Genomic DNA, 20,967 nt, shown 5'->3' on the forward strand with positions numbered 1-20,967 from the left:
TCAAGAGGTACCCGCTTCCATCAATGCCCGTGCTTTCTGGTACGCGGCTTTCATTTCCTGGGAATCCTGCGTGTGTTCGCCACGAAAAACGAGCAGCAGGCCCAGGCGGGGAAAATCGCTGACATTCGGCGCGCTGAAGTGAATCGTCTGACAGTGATGAATCAGAATATCGCCTGCCTTGAGCAATGCAGCTTTCGCCTGCGTTTCGTCCACCGTTTTCGCCAAACCAAACGAATTGCCTTTGACCCCGGAAGGCACATGCTCGTGCACGCCCTGCGTATGCGAACCAGGCAGATAATGAACGGGACCATTTTCCGGTGTGACATCATCCAAAGCGATCCAGACGGTGAGTACATCCGGCGGATCCTGACAGAAATAAGCATTGTCCTGATGTGGCGGCACACCCGATCCTACCTTCGCTGGTTTATTGAAGGTCTCGACACCCATGCAGGTCGGCGTGCCGTTAACCAGTTCTGTAATCAGGGTCTGCAGACGTTCTTCTGCAGGAAGTCTGGTAAAGAAGGGGTCATGCGCCTGCATCCGCCAGCAATTGCGGATGGCGGTACCATCAGCTTCGAAGACGACATCACTTTCAGGCACACCCGGTACGACTTCCCGGTTATAGCGTTCGACGGCAGACCTGATTTCATCCAGGGTTTCCTCGCCATACCAGGCTGGAAGATGTACGAATCCCTGAGATTGATATTGGCGGACGACTTCTTCCTGGTTCATCTTAACTCTCCTGCCTGAAATGGTTTTCAAACTCTGATGACTGGCGCGAATTCATTATAAAAATGCAATCTCCACTTTCCGCATTAAAATTGTGCTTTACTGTAGAAAACTCAAATCGTACAAAAGTCTGAAAATATGTACTTGCATTAGTCAAATGTTCTATTAGTATGGTTTACTTAATAGAAGTGGTGCGGCAGGGCTCATGTCAACCTCTGTAAAGATTCGACTAAGGATTTTTTACATGAGCTCTCACAGAAGACAGCAGCGTGGCTTCACACTCATTGAATTATTAGTTGTCATAGCCATCATTGCGATTCTCATCGCACTCCTGTTGCCGGCGGTTCAGCAGGCCCGTGAAGCAGCACGGCGTTCAACCTGCAAGAACAAGTTGAAGCAACTGGGGCTGGCACTTCACAATTATCACGATACCTTCAATCGCCTGCCTCCTGCTTATGTCGAAACTGCGGCCCGCCGTGGCTCATCGGGGGGAACCTGTACGATCGGAGGCACACGTTCTGCCCCCTGGACCATTTTGATATTACCATACATTGAACAATCCACGCTCTATAACAAGTTTGACTTCAACGCGAAGTTCCGGAACCTGCAAAATGGATCCGGAGATGCGGTGAACGAGACATTGCAGGAACAGCGAAACGTCAACTTCGAATGTCCGTCCGATCCGAATTCCAATGAATCGTTGGCCAATAACAATTACCTGGGGGTGCAGGGAGGCGGCGACTACACCGCGATGGCTGCGATCGGAAAAGCCTGTCGGGCTTATAATATCCGCACGTATTTCTTCAACGGGATTTTTTATTCAGACTCCAGTACCCGCATGCGTGATATTACAGATGGCTCTTCGAATGTCTTCATGCTGGGGGAGAGCCGCTATCAGACGCTCTGGGCGAGCAGCGGTTCGGCGGCAACCTACTGGATGACCTGGGCGACGACGTCCTGGGGAGATGCACCGGCTCAGGTTGGTGGCGCTTACCTGCCAATCAACGGCTCTTCGTTCGTTCCGCATCGCGACGGTTACAAACTTGAGGTAGCTACTTCTTATTTTGGGAGTAACCACATCGGTGGGGCGCATTTTCTGATGGGTGATGGCTCCGTGCATTTTATCAGTGAAAATATCGACTTGAGCACTTATCAGACTCTGGGGATCATTGCAGACGGCTTGCCCGTGGGAGGATATGAATTTTGAAATATCAACTCATGAAATCGAAGTTGTACTGCTGGTTGAGCCTGGTGGTCAGTTGCCTGTTCCTGACAGCTTGCGGAGCGAGTTCGTCAGGTCCGGAACGTTTCGTACTTTCAGGGGAGGTGCTGCATAACGGTCAACCGGTACCGGCGGGACAGGTCATTCTGATGCCTGATACGACGAAGGGAAATCAGGGACCCGGTGCCGTCGGTACGATTGAAAATGGTTACTGGCATACCGATCCGGAGAAAGGCCCTGTTTCGGGGCCACATATCGCGATGCTGAACGGCTACGCTTCGACCGAGGCGACAATCCCGGGTGGCGATCCCCCGATGTTATTTACTGAATATAAAACGGAGATCGAGGTGACCAAGGACGCATCTGATGTGAATTTTGAAGTCACCGTGAAAAGCAAATAAGTTCAGCGACGCATCAGCGTACGTTGACTGCTCTGCTGTTTGAGCGGGCGGCGGGAAATTTCCTGCCAGTGGCGAATGTCGATTTCATAAGGACCATGCGGACGATCGAAGCCGCCGTAATCGCGGTAGTATTTTTCCAGCTTGCCGATTTTCTGGTCGACGCGTAATTCGCCCCGTCGCTGACTTTTCGGCGAACGACCCCACACAATTTCCGAACCGCCGGCAGTGATCAGGCGATAGATCAGGTCGTCCAGCGTGACGTCGGCAGTCACGCGCGGCGGGGCTTCGATGGAGACGATATCCAGTTCTTTCCAGTGGGGCCCCAGTGCTTCTGCCAGCTGGGCTGCTCCCGTGACAGACAAGTCGCCCCAGGAAGTGCCTGCGGGTCCGTCCGGGATCGAACTGACGCCGGTGATGATCGGGAAGCGGCGGGCATCAGAGACAGAGAAATCTTCTGGCGGTAACAGGACCCCCGCATTGTCGACGGGAAACAGACCCTGCTTCAATTCGACCATCGCTGCCGGCTTGCGAAACAGTATTTCCACTTCCACCGTGTTCGTTTTGCGGACGGAAATGACTTTCTCCACCCAGGGATGTTTCTGGAACGCGTCGGCGATCTTGAGTACCAGACCCTGATCAAGCAGGGAAACCCGCGCGGGCAATTCACTGCGCTTGATGACCTGGTCGACAATGTCGATCGGGACATAATGCGGGGGTGCCGGCTGCAGGGAGAGCTCTTTGGTTTCGATCTGGTATTCTTCGCGCTGAGACAGATCGGGAATCTGCTGCTTCACCTTCTGAAAAAAGAACAGACCGGTCACCGCCACCGCCAGAACCAGGAGAACTTTCGGGCGAAACAACAGGCGGATCAATGTCGAAGGGCTGAACAGGGAAGGCGATTCTTCCCCTGTTTCCTCTTCTTCTTCAACCACTTCGACCTTCTTTTTGGCAGGTCGTTTTTTGCGTGTTTTTCGACTCATGTGCTCTGGTTTATCGTGGACCTTTGACAAATCATCGGGCTGCGAACCGCAGTAGATCGGGGGTAGACTGTTTCCAGTTTTACTGTAGCGTCTCCAAGGCCATTTGGACCGAGTATATGAGATTGAGAGACGCTATGGTTAAATGTGATGCGCTCTAGAAGAACATTAGACCGCCGGAAGCGTCTGCGCACGGTCTCTGTATAATAATTATCGCAATATGAAGCGGTCCGTGTTGCGACGCTCACTGAAAAACAGAGGATTCTTCAGTGAATCAGGCCGACTGGTGAGACTTTATCAGTTTTGCGGGCGGGTTGTGACTTTTTTCAGGCAGTTGGTCAGAGCCTGCTCGCACAATTCGCCAAAATCGATGCCTGCCTTAGCAGCTGCTTTGGGAACCAGGCTGTGATCGGTGAAACCGGGAATGGTATTTACTTCCAGAACCCAGGGCTGCTGAAAACGGTCGACCAGCAGGTCCACCCGGACAATGCCGGTCGTACCCAGCGCCGTGCAGGCATTGACGCCTGTTTTGATAATTGCCTGAATCACGTTCGTCGGCAGATCGAATTCAAACAGGTATTGCGTCGAATCTTCAGTGTACTTGGCTTCATAGTCAAAGAATTCGTGAGGCGTCTGGATCTGAATCAGCGGGAGCACCTGGTCATCGACAACCGTAACGGTCCATTCGGTGCCTTTGATGGCTGATTCCAGGATGCCGAACGAATCGTAATGGAAACAGCGTGCCAGCGCCTGTGGTAATTCTTCGGGAGATTTCACAATCGTCACACCCAGGCTGGAGCCTTGCGCATCGGGTTTGACGACCAGGGGGTAACCCATACTGCGGGCATGCTGTTCAATGCGACCGGCATCGTCTGATTCGTGAATCAGCACATAAGAGGGCGTATTCACGTTATGCTGAATGAAGCGTTCTTTCGATGCCGACTTGCTGAATGCCAGTTTTGAAGTGGCAGCATCACAGCCGGAGTAGGGAATGCCCAGTCGATCCAGCGTCGATTGAATCGTGCCATCTTCCCCATACGTTCCGTGTAAGGCGAGGAACACAACGTCGCAGCCGGTCCAGTCAAAACGGTCCAGATCCACCAGGGAGGGGTCAACGATCTTGACCTGATGCCCGCGCGATGACAGGGCCCGCGCGACCGTCTCACCACTTTTGAGGCTGATTTCACTTTCAGCCGATTCTCCACCTGAGAGAACCACTATATTAAAAGTCGAAGAGGGATTCGTGTTGGAATCGGTCATCGGGAAGCCTCCTTGCCGCCGTCTGCTGGAAAAATATGTTGCTGTTTTATTAATCGATCATCTGCTGTATTTGAGTCGCGGAATTTTAGCAATTCTTACCGAATCTGCAAACGTTGATTCTCTATCTCACCAGAATGTAAAACCAGGCAGTTTACAAAGTATGTGTGATTGCTTATTGGAACAGTCGAATGGTCTTTCTCAGCTGGCGATACGCCTTTTTTCCCAGCGATTCCGGGGGTACGGCAATTTTGGCCTGTCCGGTCGAGTGAATCAGGGGCTGTTCGGCTGGTGTTGTCAGCGTGACCAGGGCCAGATAGGAAGTACTGCTGAGCTGCTGTTTTCCGGAGGAATCGACTTCGGTGGTGAGTTCTTCGCGGTGAATCAGGTTGGGATGCAGATCATCCAGGTCGATTTCTGCAATTTCCTGGATCGTCCCTGTTAAGACTTCACCCGGATATTCATCCAGTAAAATGCGCACGCCCTGTCCGGGCTCAACAAATTCAACATGTTCCTGATCCACAATCAGTCGCGCCTGCAGTTGATCAGGATTGCCGAGTGAACAGAGCCAGGTACCCCGATCCAGAAAGCAGTTCCGGTTATCCGCATCAAAGGGGGAACCGGTCCAGGCGGACAGATCCGCCTCATCGGGGTTACCCGTTTTTCGTGGGGCAGGGATCAATGTTCCTGCGATCGGGGCTTTGAGTGTGAGCCGACGCTGGTCGGTCTGCCTCTGCTTCAACTGGTCTTTGAGATCGAGCAGCTGTTCCCGTGCTGTGGGGAGTTCCTGTGCTGCTTCCGGATCATCCAGCTGGCGGCGTTCGAGGGTGGCAATTCGAATTTCCTGTTCGCTGATCTGCCCGGTCAACTTGAGGAGATCCTGTTTAATATTTTCATTGGACAGTTCAGCAATGACTGCACCCTGCGCAATCGAGGTTTGCGGGGTTGTTATCGATTGGAGAAAGCCGGGCGCGGTGACGTAAACGTGTTTGGCATTTCTGAGTTCAATCAGAGCGGGAGCCGTGATCCGGTGAGGCAGGGGAATCAACAGCAGTCCGGCGAAGAACAGCAGTACGCCAGCTGTGCGAATCGTAAAACGCCGCCATTGGATCTGGCCCGCTTTGGAATATGTTTGAATTTCAACAGCAGCAGATTTCACAGGCACGATTAACATTCCCAGCAGCACAAAGACCCCCATGACCTGTGCGATAATTTCCAGGCCGTAAGGTTCCAGAACATAATAACAGACGGTCAGAATGGCGAACACGATAAACCAGCGATAAATCGCCGAGGCGATACCGTACGCGAACAGAAAGCGTCTCAATCGCCGGGGCTCTTTCAACAGAGTCTCTGCTTTGTGGCCGAAAAACCAGTGATGGAGTCGATTGGAAACGATCGTCTGTGCCCGTTGTCGCAGGTTGGGGACTTCCAGCAGATCGAGCAGAATATAATAACCGTCGTAGCGGAGCAGCGGGTTTCCGTTCAACAGCAGTGTATTCACCGAGCAGACCACGACGATATTCAGGCAGAGTGAATGGAACAGCCCGGGGTAGGAAAACCACCAGAGAAACACACAGATCGCAGAGATCACCAGTTCCACGAAGATGCCGGCGGAACTCACGATGATCCGATGCCACTTTTCGCGCATGGTCCAGGCATCGCTGACGTTCACGTAAAGACAGGGGATGAACGCCAGCAGCATCACGCCCATTTCCCGGCACTCGCCTCCCAGCTGTTTACAGGCGAGCGCATGTCCCAGCTCATGCACAATTTTGACCAGCGCCAGACTGCAGGCCAGCAGCACCAGGTTCCGCGCTTCGAAGAAGGTGGCAAAGTCGGGGAGCTGGTTGATCACCGCGTCCAGATGGGTGCAAATCAATGTCACCGCGGATCCCATCAGCGTTAACGCTGCCAGCAGAAACAGGGGAGTAAAACAGACTGCGGTCCTCGGCTGCAGCCAGTTCAACAGGCGATGCGGGTCGATGCCACGAAAGCGGATCGCCAGCGGGTTCATCCAGCGTGCCCGCCGCGCCTGCTGCTGTTTCTGCAACTGGCGGTCCAGCAGGATTTCACCCTGACCGAAGGCATCAGCGATGATCAGGCCGGATTGATGCAGTCGTGAGAGAAAGCCCTGCAGATGCGAGGCCTGCAGTTTTTGAGGCAGAAACCGTTGTTCGTAATTTTTCCGAATGACATCGAAGGACGCCCGTCCATCCAGCTGCTGCAGAATAAAATATTCTTCATCGCGCAGCTGATAATACTGCAGAGAAATCGGGTCCTTAATACCCCAGTATTTTTTCCCGCCAAACTGCAGCGGTTGCACATGCAGGTCGGCCCGCATTCTCAGTCGCAGTGGCTGGTTCGAAAAGTCTTGAGGACCGAACGACATGGTGGCTGGAGTCGCTTTCTGAATCGATCGGGTTTATTTAATGATTAAGGAAGCCCGCATCCCCGGTTTCAGTTTGAGGTCCGGGTTTTCAATCTCGGCCCAGACGCGCGTCTGATTATTGACCGGATTGATTTCGGGACTGACAAAGGAAATTTTTCCCTGGAATTCCATGACCTGTTTCGTGCCGGGATTCACGACCAGTGTGACCGGGTGATTCATCAGATCCTGTTCCTGCAGACGCGAGGCGTTAATCAGTCCTTCGGCCCGCAGTCGGTCGAGCCTTAAAATCCGCAGGACGGTATCACCGGGACGTACCCATTCACCATTGCGGATCATTATCTGCACGACCATGCCTTTGATCGGGGAAACTACTTTTCGCCGCTGTACTGCCAGGTTCGCAATCTGTTCGGCGTTCCGTTTCAGGCTGGCTTCCAGTTGAGTCGTCTTGCGTTCTTCGGACGCCTGTTCGATTTCCAGTTCCGATTTTTCCGCGGTCAGCTTCAGGCGATCCAGTTCGGTTTTGGAAATGCTCTTGGGATATTTTTTGATCGAATCTTCGGCCCGCTGCAGTTCTGCGTTGGCGACTTCGTACGCTTTCCGCGCAAAGCGGAGATCGACATCATTGGCGGCTTTGAGTCGCGCCATTTCATATTCCAGTTTGGCCTGCTGTAACAGAAGCATGGCCTCGGAATCTTCGATCTGGGCCAGTACCTCCCCTTTCTCGACCGTCATACCCTCTTTGACTTTGATTGTATTCAGCTGGCCGACTTCCCGTGCAGGGACTTCGACTTCTTCAATCAGACTGACCAGTACCGAATCAATCTTCAATTCGGATGTGCCCGTCGATTTGTCGTCATCGGCGATCAGAGTTTGCTGAAAAAACAGTGACACGATGGTGAACAAAACGGGAATCGTGCTGGTGGCATTCATGGTATTCCCTTCCTTTTCAGAGGAAATCAGCAGGAATGGATGAAGTTAAAGTCAGTAACAGTCAGGGTAAACGTTTATTTAACGCTGTGAACCTCTCATACCACATCCGCGCAGGGATGACCATCTTAATTGGCGTGTCTCTGGGAGTTGTACGTGAAACGAGGCGGGGATCTACGGAGAACATTGTCAGAATACCCTATTTTTTGACATCCTCAATTGAGAAGCGGTCAATGTGTGCGTTAAGATCGAACAGGAGAAGTCATTTCTCTCATGGTTAAAACAACAGATTTTCACGACTTATTGTTGCCAGGTACCCGTTTTTATGGATCAACGCTCAGCTCTGAATTCACGCCAGACCGATTCCCGCCGTTCCTTCCTGAAGACCGCCAGTGCGGCTGTCGCAGGCAGTTTTTTTGCCCCCGCCATACTCGGCGCGGAAGACAAAGCGGGCAGTAAACCACCGGTCCTGGGTGAAGGCTCATTTCAGTACGAAGCGATGCATAACTGGGGTGAGGTTCCCAGACATATCCAATGGGGCGAGACGCATGGCGTGTGCGTCGATTCCTCGGGCCTGGTTTATATCAAGCATCGTTCCAAAACCAAAACTCCCATGGATGCAATTGTGGTCTTCGACCCGGCTGGGAAATTCGTTCGCTCATTCGGGAAGGAATATCATGGCGGCGGACACGGGATTGATGTTCGTAAAGAAGGTAGCGACGAGTTTTTGTATCTCTCTGATACGAAGCATGGCGTTGTAGCGAAAACCAGTCTGTCCGGCGAAGTCGTCTGGACGATCGGACGACCTGCTGCTCCCGAACACTATACAGATACAAAGCAGCGTTACAGCCCCACGAATATTGCCTTCGCTCCAGACGGAGGATTTTATGTCGGCGATGGTTATGGTTCTCACTTTATCCACAAGTACACGAAAGAGGGGAAACCCGAATTCTACTGGGGCGGAAGTGGAACCGAGCCTGGCAAAATGAAAACCCCGCACGGGATGTGGCTGGATGAACGGGATGGGACACCGAAAATTGCGGTGTGCGACCGGGCCAATCATCGTCTGCAGTATTTCTCGCTCGATGGAAAACATCTTGGTTTTGTCAATACGGTCAGCTTTCCGGCCGATATTGATATCCAGGGAGACATCATGGTCGTCTCCGATCTGCACGCGCGTGTGACCTTGTTTGATAAGCAGAATCAGGTCATCACGCACCTGGGATATGACCAGGACTGGACGAATAAAGTCCTGGATGGCTTTAAAGTGCGTACACAGCCTGAAACCTGGCAGGCCGGTCGGTTCGTGCACCCGCACGATGCCTGTTTCGATCAGTCAGGGAACCTGTTTGTGACCGAATGGGTTTCTACCGGACGTGTCAGCAAGTTGAAGAAACTGAGTTAATCATCCCGCTGGACAGAATCGTTTTACTTGCCGTACTATTATTCAACCCGTTTGGAACCAGATGAATTTTTCACACGAGTTCGATGAACAGCGCTTCTTCGAAATATGGACTGCGGTACGGATTGAGCGCCCCGTGAATTTCTCTTTATTTACATTCGGCGATCAGAAGCTGCCTTATTACCTGGTTTGTGGTGCCGCAGAGCGTGGTTCGACTGTCAAAATCCGTAAAGGGGAAGTCAGCGTTACCCGTCCGATGATCATTACCCCCGATCGCATGGAGCCGGAGTTCCGCAACTTTTTCGAAGAGCAGGAAGAAGCCGACCTGGCTGCTTTTCTGCTATCGCGGACCGCTGGATTTTCGAATCTGAAATTTGCCAATACCAGCGGCCCCGAGCGGATCGTGAGCGACAGCATCGAAGAGGCGGTCGCTAAACTGAATCGTCAACTGGACGACGAAGAGGAGGAACACGTGGCGATCCTCAGCGCACCGCCCGGCATGGGAGGTATTGCCGTGATGCGGTATGCCGCGGAGCGGGTCTGGGAAAGTGCACCCGGTAATATTCAGGAATTACGCGAACGCGGCTTTCTGAATTGAAGACGCAGGTCTTTATTTTTTCGGAATGCGATTCAATGTGTAATAAGCATCGGGATGCAGCAGCGACTGACCCTCTTTGCTTTTCACCCCGTCTGCATTGAGTTCATGCACATACAGTTCGCGCAAGCCTTTCACTTTGAGTTCCGCTTTCAAACCGTCGTCCGAAACAGTGATGTTTTCGATCTCCAGGTTACGAGGCAGAATTTCATCGCTGCCGTAGGAAGAGTGATAGGTGTAGGTGTAGCTCTGCAGCTTATAGGACTTCGGGTCTGAAGCTGTCTTACGGTCAACCGGTTTCGTGAAGACCAGTTCAAATCCCTCGGGTTGTGCCCGCATCTCTTTGATTTCGAACGGCATTTTTTTCGTCCAGACCAGTCTCTGCAGGCCATAAGAGGCGGTGCCCAGGCTGCTCCAGCCCCGGTTGGTCAGGCCGACAAACATGCTGCCGTCCGTTCCCTGATCCATGCGAAGTACTGCAGAAGCGAAACCGCTCCGAAAGGGGAAGCAGGCCCCCTGGTATTCGCCGTCCACTTTTTCCAGGAAGACGCGCTGGATGGAAGCCTGTGTAAACTCGCCGACAAAAAACTGACCATCGAAGGGACCGAATTTTCCGCCGCTGTCATCGAGCATAATATCAGTTGCCGACTGGCCGGCTTTCTTATACGGGAACCAGACTGCCGGCGGTTTGAGTTGTGGCATGCGTTTGAGGGCTTCCGGGAAAGGCAGACCGTTGGGGATTTCTTTGATTCCCTTAACGGGAGAACCGGGAAGACTCATCGACGCGAGCGCTTCGACATGATGAAAGAACGCGCCTTCGCGCATATGATGCAGCGAGTTGGTGGCGACCCAGTTTCCCTGCTGATCGGTGTAGAATACATCGCCGGCACGATTTACTCCCAGACCGGCCGGAGACCGCATGCCCGCACAGACGGGAATCAGCTCTCCGTCGGGAGTACACTTCATGCCCCAGCCGCGCCAGCGGCCTTGTGAAAAGCCCAGCGTCGGATCGGTGACCGCCCGCGATTTGTGCTCTTTTTTCAGTCCCAGTCCGATGTTTAATGTGAGCCACATGTTTCCATCGTGGTCGAGTACGGGGCCGTAGGCATATTCATGGTAATGACCGGTGACACCCCAGCCTTTGGCGACGGTCAGATATTCATCGGCGACGCCATCGCCGTCAGTATCGCGAATGCGCGTGAGTTCGCTGCGTTGTACAGTGTAGAAAGCGCCATCTTTATAGATCAGCCCCAGCGGTTCATGCAGGGCCGTTGCGAAGCGTTTGTAGGTGACGTTTTTGGGAGGCTCTTCATACACGCCATCCATGATCCAGATCTCCCCCTTGCGGATGGCGACGGCGATGCGATGATCATCGAGCACGGCGATACCGCTGACTTCCAGCACCAGATCACCAGGTGCCGGTTTCCAGTTGGCGGCCCGCGATTCGGTTTGCGCTTTGGGGGTCATGATTGAGTCGAGGCGGTAGTAGTCCGCTTCACTCTCTGCAAACACGGACTGAATGTCGCCAGCGCTGCCGGCCAATGTGATGCAAAGTAATGTCAATGTAAACAGGATCGTGCGTGTTACCATTGGTAGGTCACCTCGATTGTCGTGTTATATGTAGCAGGTACAGGGATGATCCAGTCAGACTGGCTGTCGTGTTTGCGAAGAAGACCGGCTTTCGCCAGTACAGATGAGACCGAAACCTGGAGGCCCGCCTGGTTTTGCATGGTCGTGGGATTCAGTTGCTTCAGAGATTTACCGGTCAGGCCACGCAGCCAGAGTTTCTCTGAATCGCTCTGTTGTGGACTGCCTTTGATGGTCAGTCGTCTTTTAAGAGCCTGTTTTTCGGTCGCTTCGAAACGGTCTTCTATGTCGAATTTTCCACAGCGATACAGAAAGGTCGGAACGCCTGCTGCATCGACGCGGTATCCTCGGAATTGCAGCTCGTTCGCATCCGGTGAATAGACGGGCCAGGGCTGCTGCTGACTTTTCAGGAGTGCCACCGGTGCGCCGGCAGGCAACAGAACTGCATTACCGCCCAGCGGGTCGGCGGGAGGAGCGAAGCGGATGAACCAGGTTCCCTGTGCATCCAGGAATCGACCTTTCCAGGCGAGCGAGGGGCGGACCTGTTCTGCATCAAAGGCGAAATGGACCTTCTCCGGCAGGCCGACCGCGATGGCATGGGTTCCGGCTTCCTGCATGAAGGTGCGCAGAACAATCGGACGTTTGTCGGGAACCAGTTCGTAGTTTTTGGATTTCGCTTCCAGAATTTTTTCAGGCAGTGGCTGTTTGGATCCCGCTTTCAGGTAGCCCCAGAGTGCTGCGATCTGCTGATCCACGTTACCGTCGAGCAGACCCTTGTTCTGACTCTGTCCGCCTGGGAAAAACGTGGGCATGCGGGTGCGCGGTTTCAGGGAAGCGGGGTCGAGCAGAAATTCGCGGAACCAGCTGGGATGCACGCGGTTGGTAACATCACCCAGATCGGTGCCGACTACGCCCGGCATGCTTTCACCTCGAATCGGATGACACTGGATGCAGCCGGTCTCCAGCATAATGCGACCTGACGAAGCCAGTTTGTCATGATTGGGGAAAACTTTGCTGTCAGGCAGTTGCGCTTTGCCATCGACTTTTTCAAAAGCGGTAGGCAGTGCAGAGACCTGTTGTTTGGGAAAGACGGGCATGCGTGCCTGCATGTGAGAGCGGATGTCGCCAGAACCATTGAGGACTTTCGACAGCCATTTCTTCTGCAGTTTATAACCGATCCCGGTCAGTGTGGGAGGAATGCGGCCTTCATCACCCAGGTCGACGTGTGCAGCGGTTTCAAAGTAAGGTTTGCGGTTGAAGCCGACGCCCCCCCGTTTATCCCGTTCATGGCAGGCATAACAGTTGAGCTGCAGCACCTGAAAATCCAGCTGCTGTTTCGGGCTGGAAGTTTTCTGGTCGGGTAGACTTGCCAGGGTCTGCTCAATCGCCGTCTGTTGCTGCTGGTCCAGAGAGTACGCAGGCATGTTTTTCTGAGCGTCGTGCATGCAGCTGGTGGCAGCCGCAGGTTTCAATTTTGCCAGTGGTTGAGCAATCTCTGTTGGCTTCAGTTTTTTGGCATCGTGACAGTTCACACATTTCAGTTCGACGAACAATTGCTCTCCCTCTGCCACTAAGTCTGTCGCGGTGGAGCTTTCCTCTGCAGTCTGTGACTCCGTCTGATTTCGCAGCAGGTAGGCAGCGATGTCGGCTGCTTCGACTGCTTTGAGTTTGAGTTGCGGCATCCTTCCCGCGGGGCGCGTCTGTTCGGGATTGAGCAGAAAAAAGGTCAATGATTTCGCTGTGTATTTCGCAGGCAGGTTTCCATGGGGAACCGAATTGACCGGGCGGCCGGCGGCCGCCAGTCCCAGTTCTTTGATATCTTCAGGATCAAGCTGCGCGAGCATTTTATCAGAGGGAGAAATTTTGGTTTCTCCGGGCTCATAGCTTTCATCGGGTTCGTGGCAGGCGACACAACCGATTTTGTGATACAGTTCCTGACCCTGTTCGACGTTGCCTTTCTTCCAGAATTCGTGAGGAACCGGGTTGGCACCGGTGGCTTTGATCTCGGGATAGGCAGACTGTTGCGCTGCGAGAAACGCGGTCAATGCGGTGATCGTCTGCTGCTTTTTTTCAGGCGGCAGACCGTGCAGTACATCAGGCATCGTGGTGCCTGCCTTGGTGATTTGCGGTGCGGCGAGGAATTCGCGAATCCATTTCTGCTGCAGATGATTGCCGGCTCCCGTTAAGCGGGGACCCCGCTTGGGTTGCAGTTCAGAACGCTGTGAGGGATGACAGGCGACGCAACTCAGCTCACTGATCAGCAATTGGCCTCCCGCGTGCGGTTCCAGTTCGTCATGGCGGGCGAAACGATCGAAACCGGCAACAAACGGTACCGTTTCCGTTTCACTTTGAACCGGTTGTCCGACGATCAGGAAGATCAGCCCCAGGAATGTGAAAATCCGGCGTTGTCTCATCAGGTGTCTCTTTCATGTTGAGCGGCGTCACAGGTCAGATTCAGGGAATGACAAGATCAACGTCATTTAAACAGACGTTGATCTTCGATCATAGGGTAGCAGCCGACTCGAAGCAATCAGAGTATGCGTCAGATTTGTATCCTTTTTCCGCAATAATGAAACAGAATTCCTCAGCAGAAGCAGCGAGGCGTGCTGAGGTAAAGCCAGGCGTCCTTATTGCATATCGATATCAAATGTGTTCTCCCCATCTTTGATTTCGACGCTCAAACCGCTGGATTTGGGATAATGGTACTTTTGAGGTATGTTCGGCATTTCCTTCAGAACTTCGGAGGGAGGCGTATCGGGCCCAAACGATTTTTCAATCGTGGGGGGGACCACGCTGACCTGATAAGTACCGAGGACCAGACCGCCGGAATCGTTGGTTATGGTATATGTTCCATCTTCATTGATCACAGCCTGGCCGCCAAATCCTTTCTCCGGATTATTGAACTGCACCAGGCCTTCTTTGACCGGTTCGCCTTGGTAAGTCACTTTTCCCGATAACGCTCCGGTAGGACCAAAATCGTTCGTTGAATTCTGGCAGCCGGCAAGTAGTATCAATGCTCCTAAAGCGAAAAGGGTGCTGATGAAAGAAAGAGTAAACGGTTTCATTGTTATGGTTCCCGGATGTTAGTTTTCACACAAAAAAAGATGTGGTGTTCCCAATGATCGAGAACACCACATGCGGTTTTACGAATTCAGCTCAATGAGACAATGATCCATTAAAATTCGCCGAGAACATTTCCGTCTGCACGACAGCAGAGGTAGCGAAGCGTGTTGAAGTCCGCATTGGCTGAGACAAACCGGACGGCACCATCTCCGAGCAGCATGTGCGCGCCGCCGGTGTGCTGAGACTGAATGGGATTGTTACAGGCGTCGTTACCGATTCCTGTTCCCGTGTTCTGATAGCCGATGGGATAACGGAGTGTCGTTGTGTTGTAACAGCGCGGATCGTGATCAATGGGGGTGTTGGGACTCATCCAGGCACCATTGGCATAAGCGGAACGAATATCAGTCTGGGCTCCACTTGCGTTCTTTCCCCAGCCAGATTGTTCGCCCACCATTGCGACATTGGACGTTCCATCCAGGAAATCGCGAATGCGGAATGATTGACGGAAGGTAAAGGAACCGCCATTGGAACGAATTCCTTTATTACTGAATCCCCCTTTGGAATAGGTGTCGTCCTGAATCTCATTAATACCGGTTGCTCCGGAGATCAGGATATAGGATGAGATGAATACATTCGTAGTGGTACTACCGGTGGTGGCGGCGTAGCTTTGTGACAGCGCGCTGGAAGGGCAAGCCATATAAGGTGGTTTCGTATTATTAATGGCGGGTGAATTGGGCACACTGGAAGCGCCACCGAACCAGAAATAAGTACCTTCAAAGACCAGCTGGTTATAGACGTTTGCCTGATCGGCAAAGGGCAGGATGTGAATCCAGGCGGTAGGACCGTGGGTACCAAGCCCTCCGGGGGGAAACACACTATGGGTCTCATGGTAGTTGTGTAATGCGAGACCGACTTGCTTCAGGTTGTTTTTACAGGTGCTGCGTCGAGCTGCTTCCCGTGCCTACTGAACGGCGGGTAACAGTAATGCAATCAGGATCGCGATAATCGCAATCACGACCAGCAATTCAATCAGCGTAAAGCCTCTTCTGGTGGATAATGATGGTGCGCTTGTCATGGTTTTTTCCAAATCAATTCACGAGGAAATAAGGAAGGAAGATCAGGAAGTGAATTCGAACGAAAGAGGTTAAATTTTCCTATACCCTCTAATTTGTTCTGGCGGGAACTCACATTATTCTGTGAGAGAATCCTATGCATCTTAAGGCACGAGATCAAGCCTGTCAGTTATTACGGACCATGCTTAAGATGATGTCGTTTCACGAGTTGTAAGTGTGAGGAACGTAGTCTGTCCCCGTAAAGTGTTAATCGTATTCGGGTTGTTGTTTTTGAAATCAAAACGGCTTGCTAAGGTCCTTATTCTTATCGCTAATTAATAAACAAGCCTAATGAAGAGGTGTGTTTACTGGACTGTCGATTGATTCGAGTCAGGGGGGATTTTCTGACTGCGACCTCGGCTCCAGCCTTCGAGTCTTCTGCTGCGCAGCGCGCCGCGGAGGAAATATTCTTCGGGTAGCGAATTCAAATGTGCCTGACGGAGTTGATCCCGGTTTGACTGCCAGTGTGCTGGTTGGGGGAAAAATTGTATCGAGACGAGATTTTCAAAGAGCGCATCGGCTATCAGCTGGTGTCCCTCGATACTGGGATGAACATGATCAACGAGCCATTCACTGCCGGGAATTCCATCCGGCGTCTGCTGTTCTACCAGGCTGCGGATATCAACCAGGGGTACGTTAAATTCCTGTGACAGGTCAAACAGGGAGTCGTGCATGGGCTCCAGTATTCGCAGCGGGCAGATATCTTCTTCCTTGGCTTTTGTCAGCCAGCTTTTTGCTTCCGGGAAACGCTGCAGATGTTCGCAGGCTTTTCCCACACTGTAGAGCAGTCCGGCGTGCTGATGATCAATGTGAACCGCTTCTTCCCACAGCTGCATTTTGCGGTCGGCTTCACTCCACTCACAATCATTGGCTGCGTTCCAGCAGGCAACCAGTTGGTCCTGTTGTTCCTGCGAAAGCCCGTTTTCAAATTCACATTTAAACGGCGGGCAGTTTTTGAGATTCGAAACCGGATTCGCTAATACAAGAGGTATATCCGCCTGCTTCGCAAGCAAAATCATCTGCCTGACGTTGTATTTAAAATGATCGATAATTCCGCGACGGGTTTTGGGATCGCGATGATATCCTTCCAGGCCCTTCTGGAAATCGAGCCGGGCATTCACGTCAGCAGGCAGTACGGTTTTATTTGAGTTCATGTGGTCCTCACGCGCGCCCGGCAGGATGCGTTGCATGAGAGATGCAATACGCAGCTCCCGCAGCGAATTTTGTACTGTCAGATAAATCGGTGTGCTCTGTTTGAGGTCGCCGTAGGAGCGTTCTTCCAGGAATTCATTATGGCCGGTATAGACGATGAACAGGTCTGGCTGATACTGCAGCGTTTCACGCAGGATGGGAACCAGGCGATAGCTGGCATACGAGACGCCGCCACAGTTGATGACTTCAAAGTTCCGCTCAGGCTGTGCAGCCTGCAGATTGATTTTCAGCCATGTGCTGAAAGACGTTTCGACGGCATAAGGGCGTCCTTGAACAGTCGAGCCACCCAGTACGAAGATGCGAAACGTATCGGCGGATTTGTGGACGGGAAACGATTGCGGGCGGAAGAAGTCGATGCGTTCCGGAGCGGTTTGGAAGCTGGTTCCCGAGGGATCTTTGTTAAACAGTGTGGCATCAGAACGGAAGGAAACGTAGGGGTCCTGTGAGTCGGGCAGGGGTTGAACGCCACACAGTCGCAGCGCGAGTTCCAGCACCACCAGCAGAGACAGTCCCAGCAGAATCGCCGCACCGCGAAACAGCAGCGGATGGCGGGTTCGCCGTGTGTTGACTAGCGGATCGGATTTCGGATGACATGCAGGCGGCATCGCGAATATCTCAGTTTTACAGGAGAGCAGGGCAGGAGAACGAAGCACATTCATCCTATCGGGGGGCATGACTCCGGTCCAGAAAGAATGTCTACCGGGATAGATCCAAGGGCGTAAAAAAACAGGTTCTACTTGTAAGAGCAGAACCTGTCGTGCTTGTTTTTGGTGAATATAGTAATTGCAAAATCAGGTTGTGATCGGTTATTTCGCTTTCGAATCCAGATCAAAATTCACGGTATTCTCACCCTCTTTGACCTCGGCAGTGAGCTTTGAATTTTGATTAAATTTCGCCGGGACCTGATCTTCAGTGTCATTGGGAGAGCCGGGCTCTCCCATCTTACTGATGCGTACCGCGTGCTGGCCTGGTATTGCTCCCTGTGTATCAGTGTTGTAAGCCAGTTCATAATGGCCGGTTTCATCAGTCATGCCCACCGAAGGGGCTCCCGTCTGAGGTTGAAACGTCACGGAGGCCTGAGTCAGCGGTTGCCCATCTAAAGTGATCGTACCTGTGACCTGACCCAGATCGGGTGTATCAGCTCCTCCTCCTGAGCAGCCGGCAAGCAGGCTGGCTGTCATCAGGCAGAGTGCATGTAAAAACTTAAGTTGATTAATCCACATTAATATTTCTCACAAATGATTGCTCTGTTAGAAGTCGCCGACCACTTCGCCGCCGTTGATAGTCTGCACTGCTCTGAGTAGATTGATATCGATGTTTTCAGTAACGAACCGCACGGCACCATCACCCATGAGTGCATGACAACCACCCACGTGTTCGCTACCTGGAGATCCCCAGTTTACCAGCTTATTCGTTGCGCTGGTTGGTTGGTTAATCTTTCGATATGGGGCTGCAATGATTGCGGCAGTGGCCACCCATGTTGCCCAGAATGGACCTCGAATCGCCGAGTCTTTTTGCATAGGGGTTTCCATCATTACCATGGTGTTACTGGTCCCATCGCTGAAGTCCCTCAATCTTGCTGCCCCGTTGTGTCCGAAGGCAGTTTTGATTCCTAAAATAGACTCGTACGAGACACCCGCTGAATAGGTAAGATAAATGAAAGTGTAACTCGTGCGATAATCCTTGTTCGTCGCGTAAGCCAGGTTTGAGGTATAGGTGTACGGTCCATGTGAGTAGGAATCACTGGGGCATTCAAACACAGCGATGGAGTGTGAGGTTGCTGCAGTCTGAATTCCTGCTGTGGGACCTGTGCAGACCCCATTCCCATCACCTAGTCCGGTTGCCATCGAGAAGTTGACCTGATTGTAAATATTGGCCTGGTCAAGGAAAGGGAGCATATAGAGCTGGCCTGTGTGATTACGCGTCTCCTGGCTTCCCAGCCAGGCACAATCATATCCACCACCATTCACATCTCCCGGGGGAAGGATTCTGTGAGAATCGTGGTAATTGTGCAAAGCCAGCCCCTGCTGTTTCAGATTATTCTTGCAGGTAGACCGCCGGGCAGCTTCGCGTGCCTGCTGAACGGCTGGCAATAACAGGGCAATCAGAATGGCGATGATCGCGATCACCACCAGTAGCTCAATAAGGGTAAAACCCTGCTTTGATCGGCGTTGGAACTTGAGTGCCATTAGTCCATTTTCCTTGTAGAAGAGGATGAGAGGATAAGTAAAATTAAATTACGAAAAAGAGAATTTGAAGTGAAACTACTATTTTAGACATATTAAAATGACGGAAGCAAGAATATTTTAAAATCAATATTAAATAACAAACGATTTGTTAATCATTATAAGTAAATGTATGTGCGCTATTGTTTTGGAGTTTACTGAAGTCTGTTGGCAGGTTCGGGGAGAGAGTCAGGACTGCAAATTCGAATAGCAGAGTCCAGTACGAAGGGTCAGTTTATGGGTGGGACTGCAGGCTCAACGCGCGTTCGTTGAGGGCTTTCTGCAGGCTCGCCGAGTATTCCCGGTACTGGCGATCCAGATCGGTATAGGAGAGACCTGTTAATTCTTCGATCGACTGCGGGTTATTTCTCACCCGGGAATTGACGCTGTAGAGCTGCGTTAGCTGGTTGATGAATGCATCCCGGTATTCGCCGCGTGAAGCATGCATAAAGAAATGTGACAGCCCGGATGCCTGACTGTAATTGGGACTGATGTTGGGGCTGGTCTGAAAGGCATTGCGACCCATCGCAGCGAACGTTTCCAGGGGGATGTAGTATTCATCTTTCAGCAGTCGATAGCGGGCGGCGTTGAAGCGGATGTGATTGGGATTACCGGCGCGGAGCTTTTTATTCTGCTTTTCAAAGGACTCCATGTAGCAGGCGATCCCTTCAATGGCCCAGAAGTGATTCTTCTCGCCTACCTGACGGTTCCTGCCTTGAAAGCTGCTTTCATAAAACAGCTGATGGGTGGCCTCATGGTACAGTGTTCCCAGATCGCCTTCTGCATCGGGACGATGATAGAAGTGGGAGATCCGATCGCCGAACAGATAGATGCCATGCGTGAGGCTGATCTGGGGAATGTCTTTCTGGAGTCGCTGCAGATATTCCTCGCGTGTGCTGTAGTAATGCATCACATGCTGATCGTTTTTATTACGACGTTGAAAGGGATTGCGGGCGCCTTCAAACAGTTTCTGCATTTGTTCGGGTGTATTGAAGAAGGCGGCGAAAGTCTGGTGGAAATAGCGGTGAAAGTCTTCCATTTCCGTGGCCAGCTTCACGCCCATTTCCAGGCTGTGATTGGTTTTGATCAGAAAATGTTCGGTTTTAATTTCCCAGGCATTCCGGAAATCGCGGCGGATTTCTGCTTCCTGTGCCGCCGATTTCCAGCGTCCGTTGACATACCGTTCGCCTTGTTCGTAACGGGCGATATGCGTGGCGGGTAACCAGCCGTACTGCGGATGCCATTGCTGTTTACGGTCGTGCATTTCTTTTTCGAAAGGGGTTACCCATTCATCGCCGTTTCGCACGTAGCCCAGGATCTGTCGTACGGAGCGATGATCGGGGTTGTGGTATGCGGTCTCCAGAATCAGATCGTAGGCATAACTGGGGAAGTCGGCATGCAGCACTTTGCGGGAGAAGACAAACAGATCGTTGGCCTGTTCCTCCTGCAGATTTCTCAGCTTTAATCGCCAGCTGCGTTCGCTGGCAGGTAGACTGACTGGCAGGTCCGGACGAACTTCGCGCGGTAGTGGATTGGCCTGCGGATCGAACTCCTGCAGCTCTTTGATGATTTCAGTGATGGTTTCCACGCCCGTCTGCTGTTGTTCCCGCTGGCAGTCCTGAGCCAGCTGGATCAGTTTGTTCCGGAAGTCAGCTTGCAGAATCTGGTACTGTTTCTGATACGTTTCCAGGGCACGCGGGTTTTGTGCCTGCACACGTTCGGAGTGCGAAAACAGAATTACAACCAGGGTCAGCAGACAGAAGCCGCGATACAACCTGCAGTGCCAGGCTGACCACTCCGCCGGTTCCTGATGCGGGGAGCCGGGAAGCAAAGAATTTCGGAGATGTTGCTGCTGCGTGACAGGCATGT

18 protein-coding genes are annotated in these 20,967 nt (G+C 52.3%); 4 read left to right on the top strand and 14 right to left on the bottom strand.

Features of this window, described 5'->3' with window-relative positions; translation table 11 throughout:
• The gene (locus tag GmarT_RS00715; protein ID WP_002648717.1) at positions 1–732 is read right to left on the bottom strand and encodes a phytanoyl-CoA dioxygenase family protein; all 732 of its coding nucleotides are present in this window, start codon (positions 730–732) and stop codon (positions 1–3) included.
• A gap of 241 nt (positions 733–973) precedes the next feature.
• Here GmarT_RS00715 and GmarT_RS00720 point away from each other — a divergent pair, with 241 nt between their 5' ends.
• Together GmarT_RS00720 and GmarT_RS00725 are read left to right on the top strand one after the other, a co-directional pair.
• Entirely contained in the window at positions 974–1,936 is a 963-nt protein-coding gene (locus GmarT_RS00720; protein WP_002648716.1) for a DUF1559 domain-containing protein, read from the top strand.
• Entirely contained in the window at positions 1,933–2,352 is a 420-nt protein-coding gene (locus tag GmarT_RS00725; protein ID WP_002648715.1) for a hypothetical protein, read from the top strand. The genes GmarT_RS00720 and GmarT_RS00725 overlap by 4 nt, the downstream gene beginning before the upstream one ends.
• A gap of 2 nt (positions 2,353–2,354) precedes the next feature.
• Here GmarT_RS00725 and GmarT_RS00730 read toward each other — a convergent pair whose 3' ends face one another.
• From GmarT_RS00730 to GmarT_RS00745, 4 genes are all read right to left on the bottom strand, one after another.
• The gene (locus GmarT_RS00730) at positions 2,355–3,332 is read right to left on the bottom strand and encodes a cell division protein FtsQ/DivIB (RefSeq protein WP_002648714.1); all 978 of its coding nucleotides are present in this window, start codon (positions 3,330–3,332) and stop codon (positions 2,355–2,357) included.
• Positions 3,333–3,626: 294 nt separating this feature from the next.
• Positions 3,627–4,589 (bottom strand): D-alanine--D-alanine ligase, encoded by a 963-nt coding sequence (locus GmarT_RS00735; RefSeq protein ID WP_002648713.1) that lies wholly within the window; start codon positions 4,587–4,589, stop codon positions 3,627–3,629.
• A gap of 172 nt (positions 4,590–4,761) precedes the next feature.
• Positions 4,762–6,975, bottom strand: a complete 2,214-nt coding sequence (locus tag GmarT_RS00740) for an HlyD family efflux transporter periplasmic adaptor subunit (RefSeq protein WP_002648712.1) — start codon at positions 6,973–6,975, stop codon at positions 4,762–4,764.
• 33 nt (positions 6,976–7,008) lie between these two features.
• On the bottom strand, positions 7,009–7,905 hold the full coding sequence (locus GmarT_RS00745) for an efflux RND transporter periplasmic adaptor subunit (protein WP_002648711.1): 897 nt from the start codon (positions 7,903–7,905) through the stop codon (positions 7,009–7,011).
• Positions 7,906–8,227: 322 nt separating this feature from the next.
• Here GmarT_RS00745 and GmarT_RS00750 point away from each other — a divergent pair, with 322 nt between their 5' ends.
• Both GmarT_RS00750 and GmarT_RS00755 read left to right on the top strand, forming a co-directional pair.
• Entirely contained in the window at positions 8,228–9,307 is a 1,080-nt protein-coding gene (locus GmarT_RS00750; RefSeq protein ID WP_002648710.1) for an NHL repeat-containing protein, read from the top strand.
• A gap of 61 nt (positions 9,308–9,368) precedes the next feature.
• Positions 9,369–9,902 carry a hypothetical protein gene (locus GmarT_RS00755; protein WP_002648709.1) on the top strand — a complete coding sequence of 178 codons (534 nt, stop codon included), beginning with the start codon at positions 9,369–9,371 and terminating at the stop codon, positions 9,900–9,902.
• A gap of 12 nt (positions 9,903–9,914) precedes the next feature.
• Here GmarT_RS00755 and GmarT_RS00760 read toward each other — a convergent pair whose 3' ends face one another.
• The 9 genes from GmarT_RS00760 to GmarT_RS00795 form a co-directional block, all read right to left on the bottom strand.
• Positions 9,915–11,489, bottom strand: a complete 1,575-nt coding sequence (locus tag GmarT_RS00760) for a DUF7133 domain-containing protein (protein ID WP_002648708.1) — start codon at positions 11,487–11,489, stop codon at positions 9,915–9,917.
• Positions 11,483–13,900 (bottom strand): c-type cytochrome, encoded by a 2,418-nt coding sequence (locus GmarT_RS00765; RefSeq protein WP_002648707.1) that lies wholly within the window; start codon positions 13,898–13,900, stop codon positions 11,483–11,485. The genes GmarT_RS00760 and GmarT_RS00765 overlap by 7 nt, the downstream gene beginning before the upstream one ends.
• Before the next feature lie 213 nt (positions 13,901–14,113).
• Entirely contained in the window at positions 14,114–14,551 is a 438-nt protein-coding gene (locus tag GmarT_RS00770) for a carboxypeptidase-like regulatory domain-containing protein (protein ID WP_002648706.1), read from the bottom strand.
• Positions 14,552–14,661: 110 nt separating this feature from the next.
• Positions 14,662–15,471: a DUF1559 family PulG-like putative transporter gene (locus tag GmarT_RS00775; RefSeq protein WP_155367956.1), complete on the bottom strand. Its 810-nt coding sequence runs from the start codon at positions 15,469–15,471 to the stop codon at positions 14,662–14,664.
• A gap of 39 nt (positions 15,472–15,510) precedes the next feature.
• The gene (locus tag GmarT_RS29315; protein WP_155367955.1) at positions 15,511–15,624 is read right to left on the bottom strand and encodes a prepilin-type N-terminal cleavage/methylation domain-containing protein; all 114 of its coding nucleotides are present in this window, start codon (positions 15,622–15,624) and stop codon (positions 15,511–15,513) included.
• 342 nt (positions 15,625–15,966) lie between these two features.
• Positions 15,967–17,478: an SGNH/GDSL hydrolase family protein gene (locus GmarT_RS00780; RefSeq protein WP_002648703.1), complete on the bottom strand. Its 1,512-nt coding sequence runs from the start codon at positions 17,476–17,478 to the stop codon at positions 15,967–15,969.
• A gap of 201 nt (positions 17,479–17,679) precedes the next feature.
• Positions 17,680–18,096, bottom strand: a complete 417-nt coding sequence (locus GmarT_RS00785; RefSeq protein ID WP_002648702.1) for a transthyretin-like family protein — start codon at positions 18,094–18,096, stop codon at positions 17,680–17,682.
• Between the two features lie 27 nt (positions 18,097–18,123).
• Positions 18,124–19,062, bottom strand: a complete 939-nt coding sequence (locus tag GmarT_RS00790; RefSeq protein ID WP_002648701.1) for a DUF1559 domain-containing protein — start codon at positions 19,060–19,062, stop codon at positions 18,124–18,126.
• Between the two features lie 271 nt (positions 19,063–19,333).
• The gene (locus tag GmarT_RS00795) at positions 19,334–20,965 is read right to left on the bottom strand and encodes a DUF1570 domain-containing protein (RefSeq protein ID WP_002648700.1); all 1,632 of its coding nucleotides are present in this window, start codon (positions 20,963–20,965) and stop codon (positions 19,334–19,336) included.
• Positions 20,966–20,967: the final 2 nt, after the last annotated feature.

The organism is Gimesia maris, from assembly GCF_008298035.1.
In the GTDB taxonomy this organism is placed as follows: Bacteria; Planctomycetota; Planctomycetia; order Planctomycetales; family Planctomycetaceae; genus Gimesia; species Gimesia maris.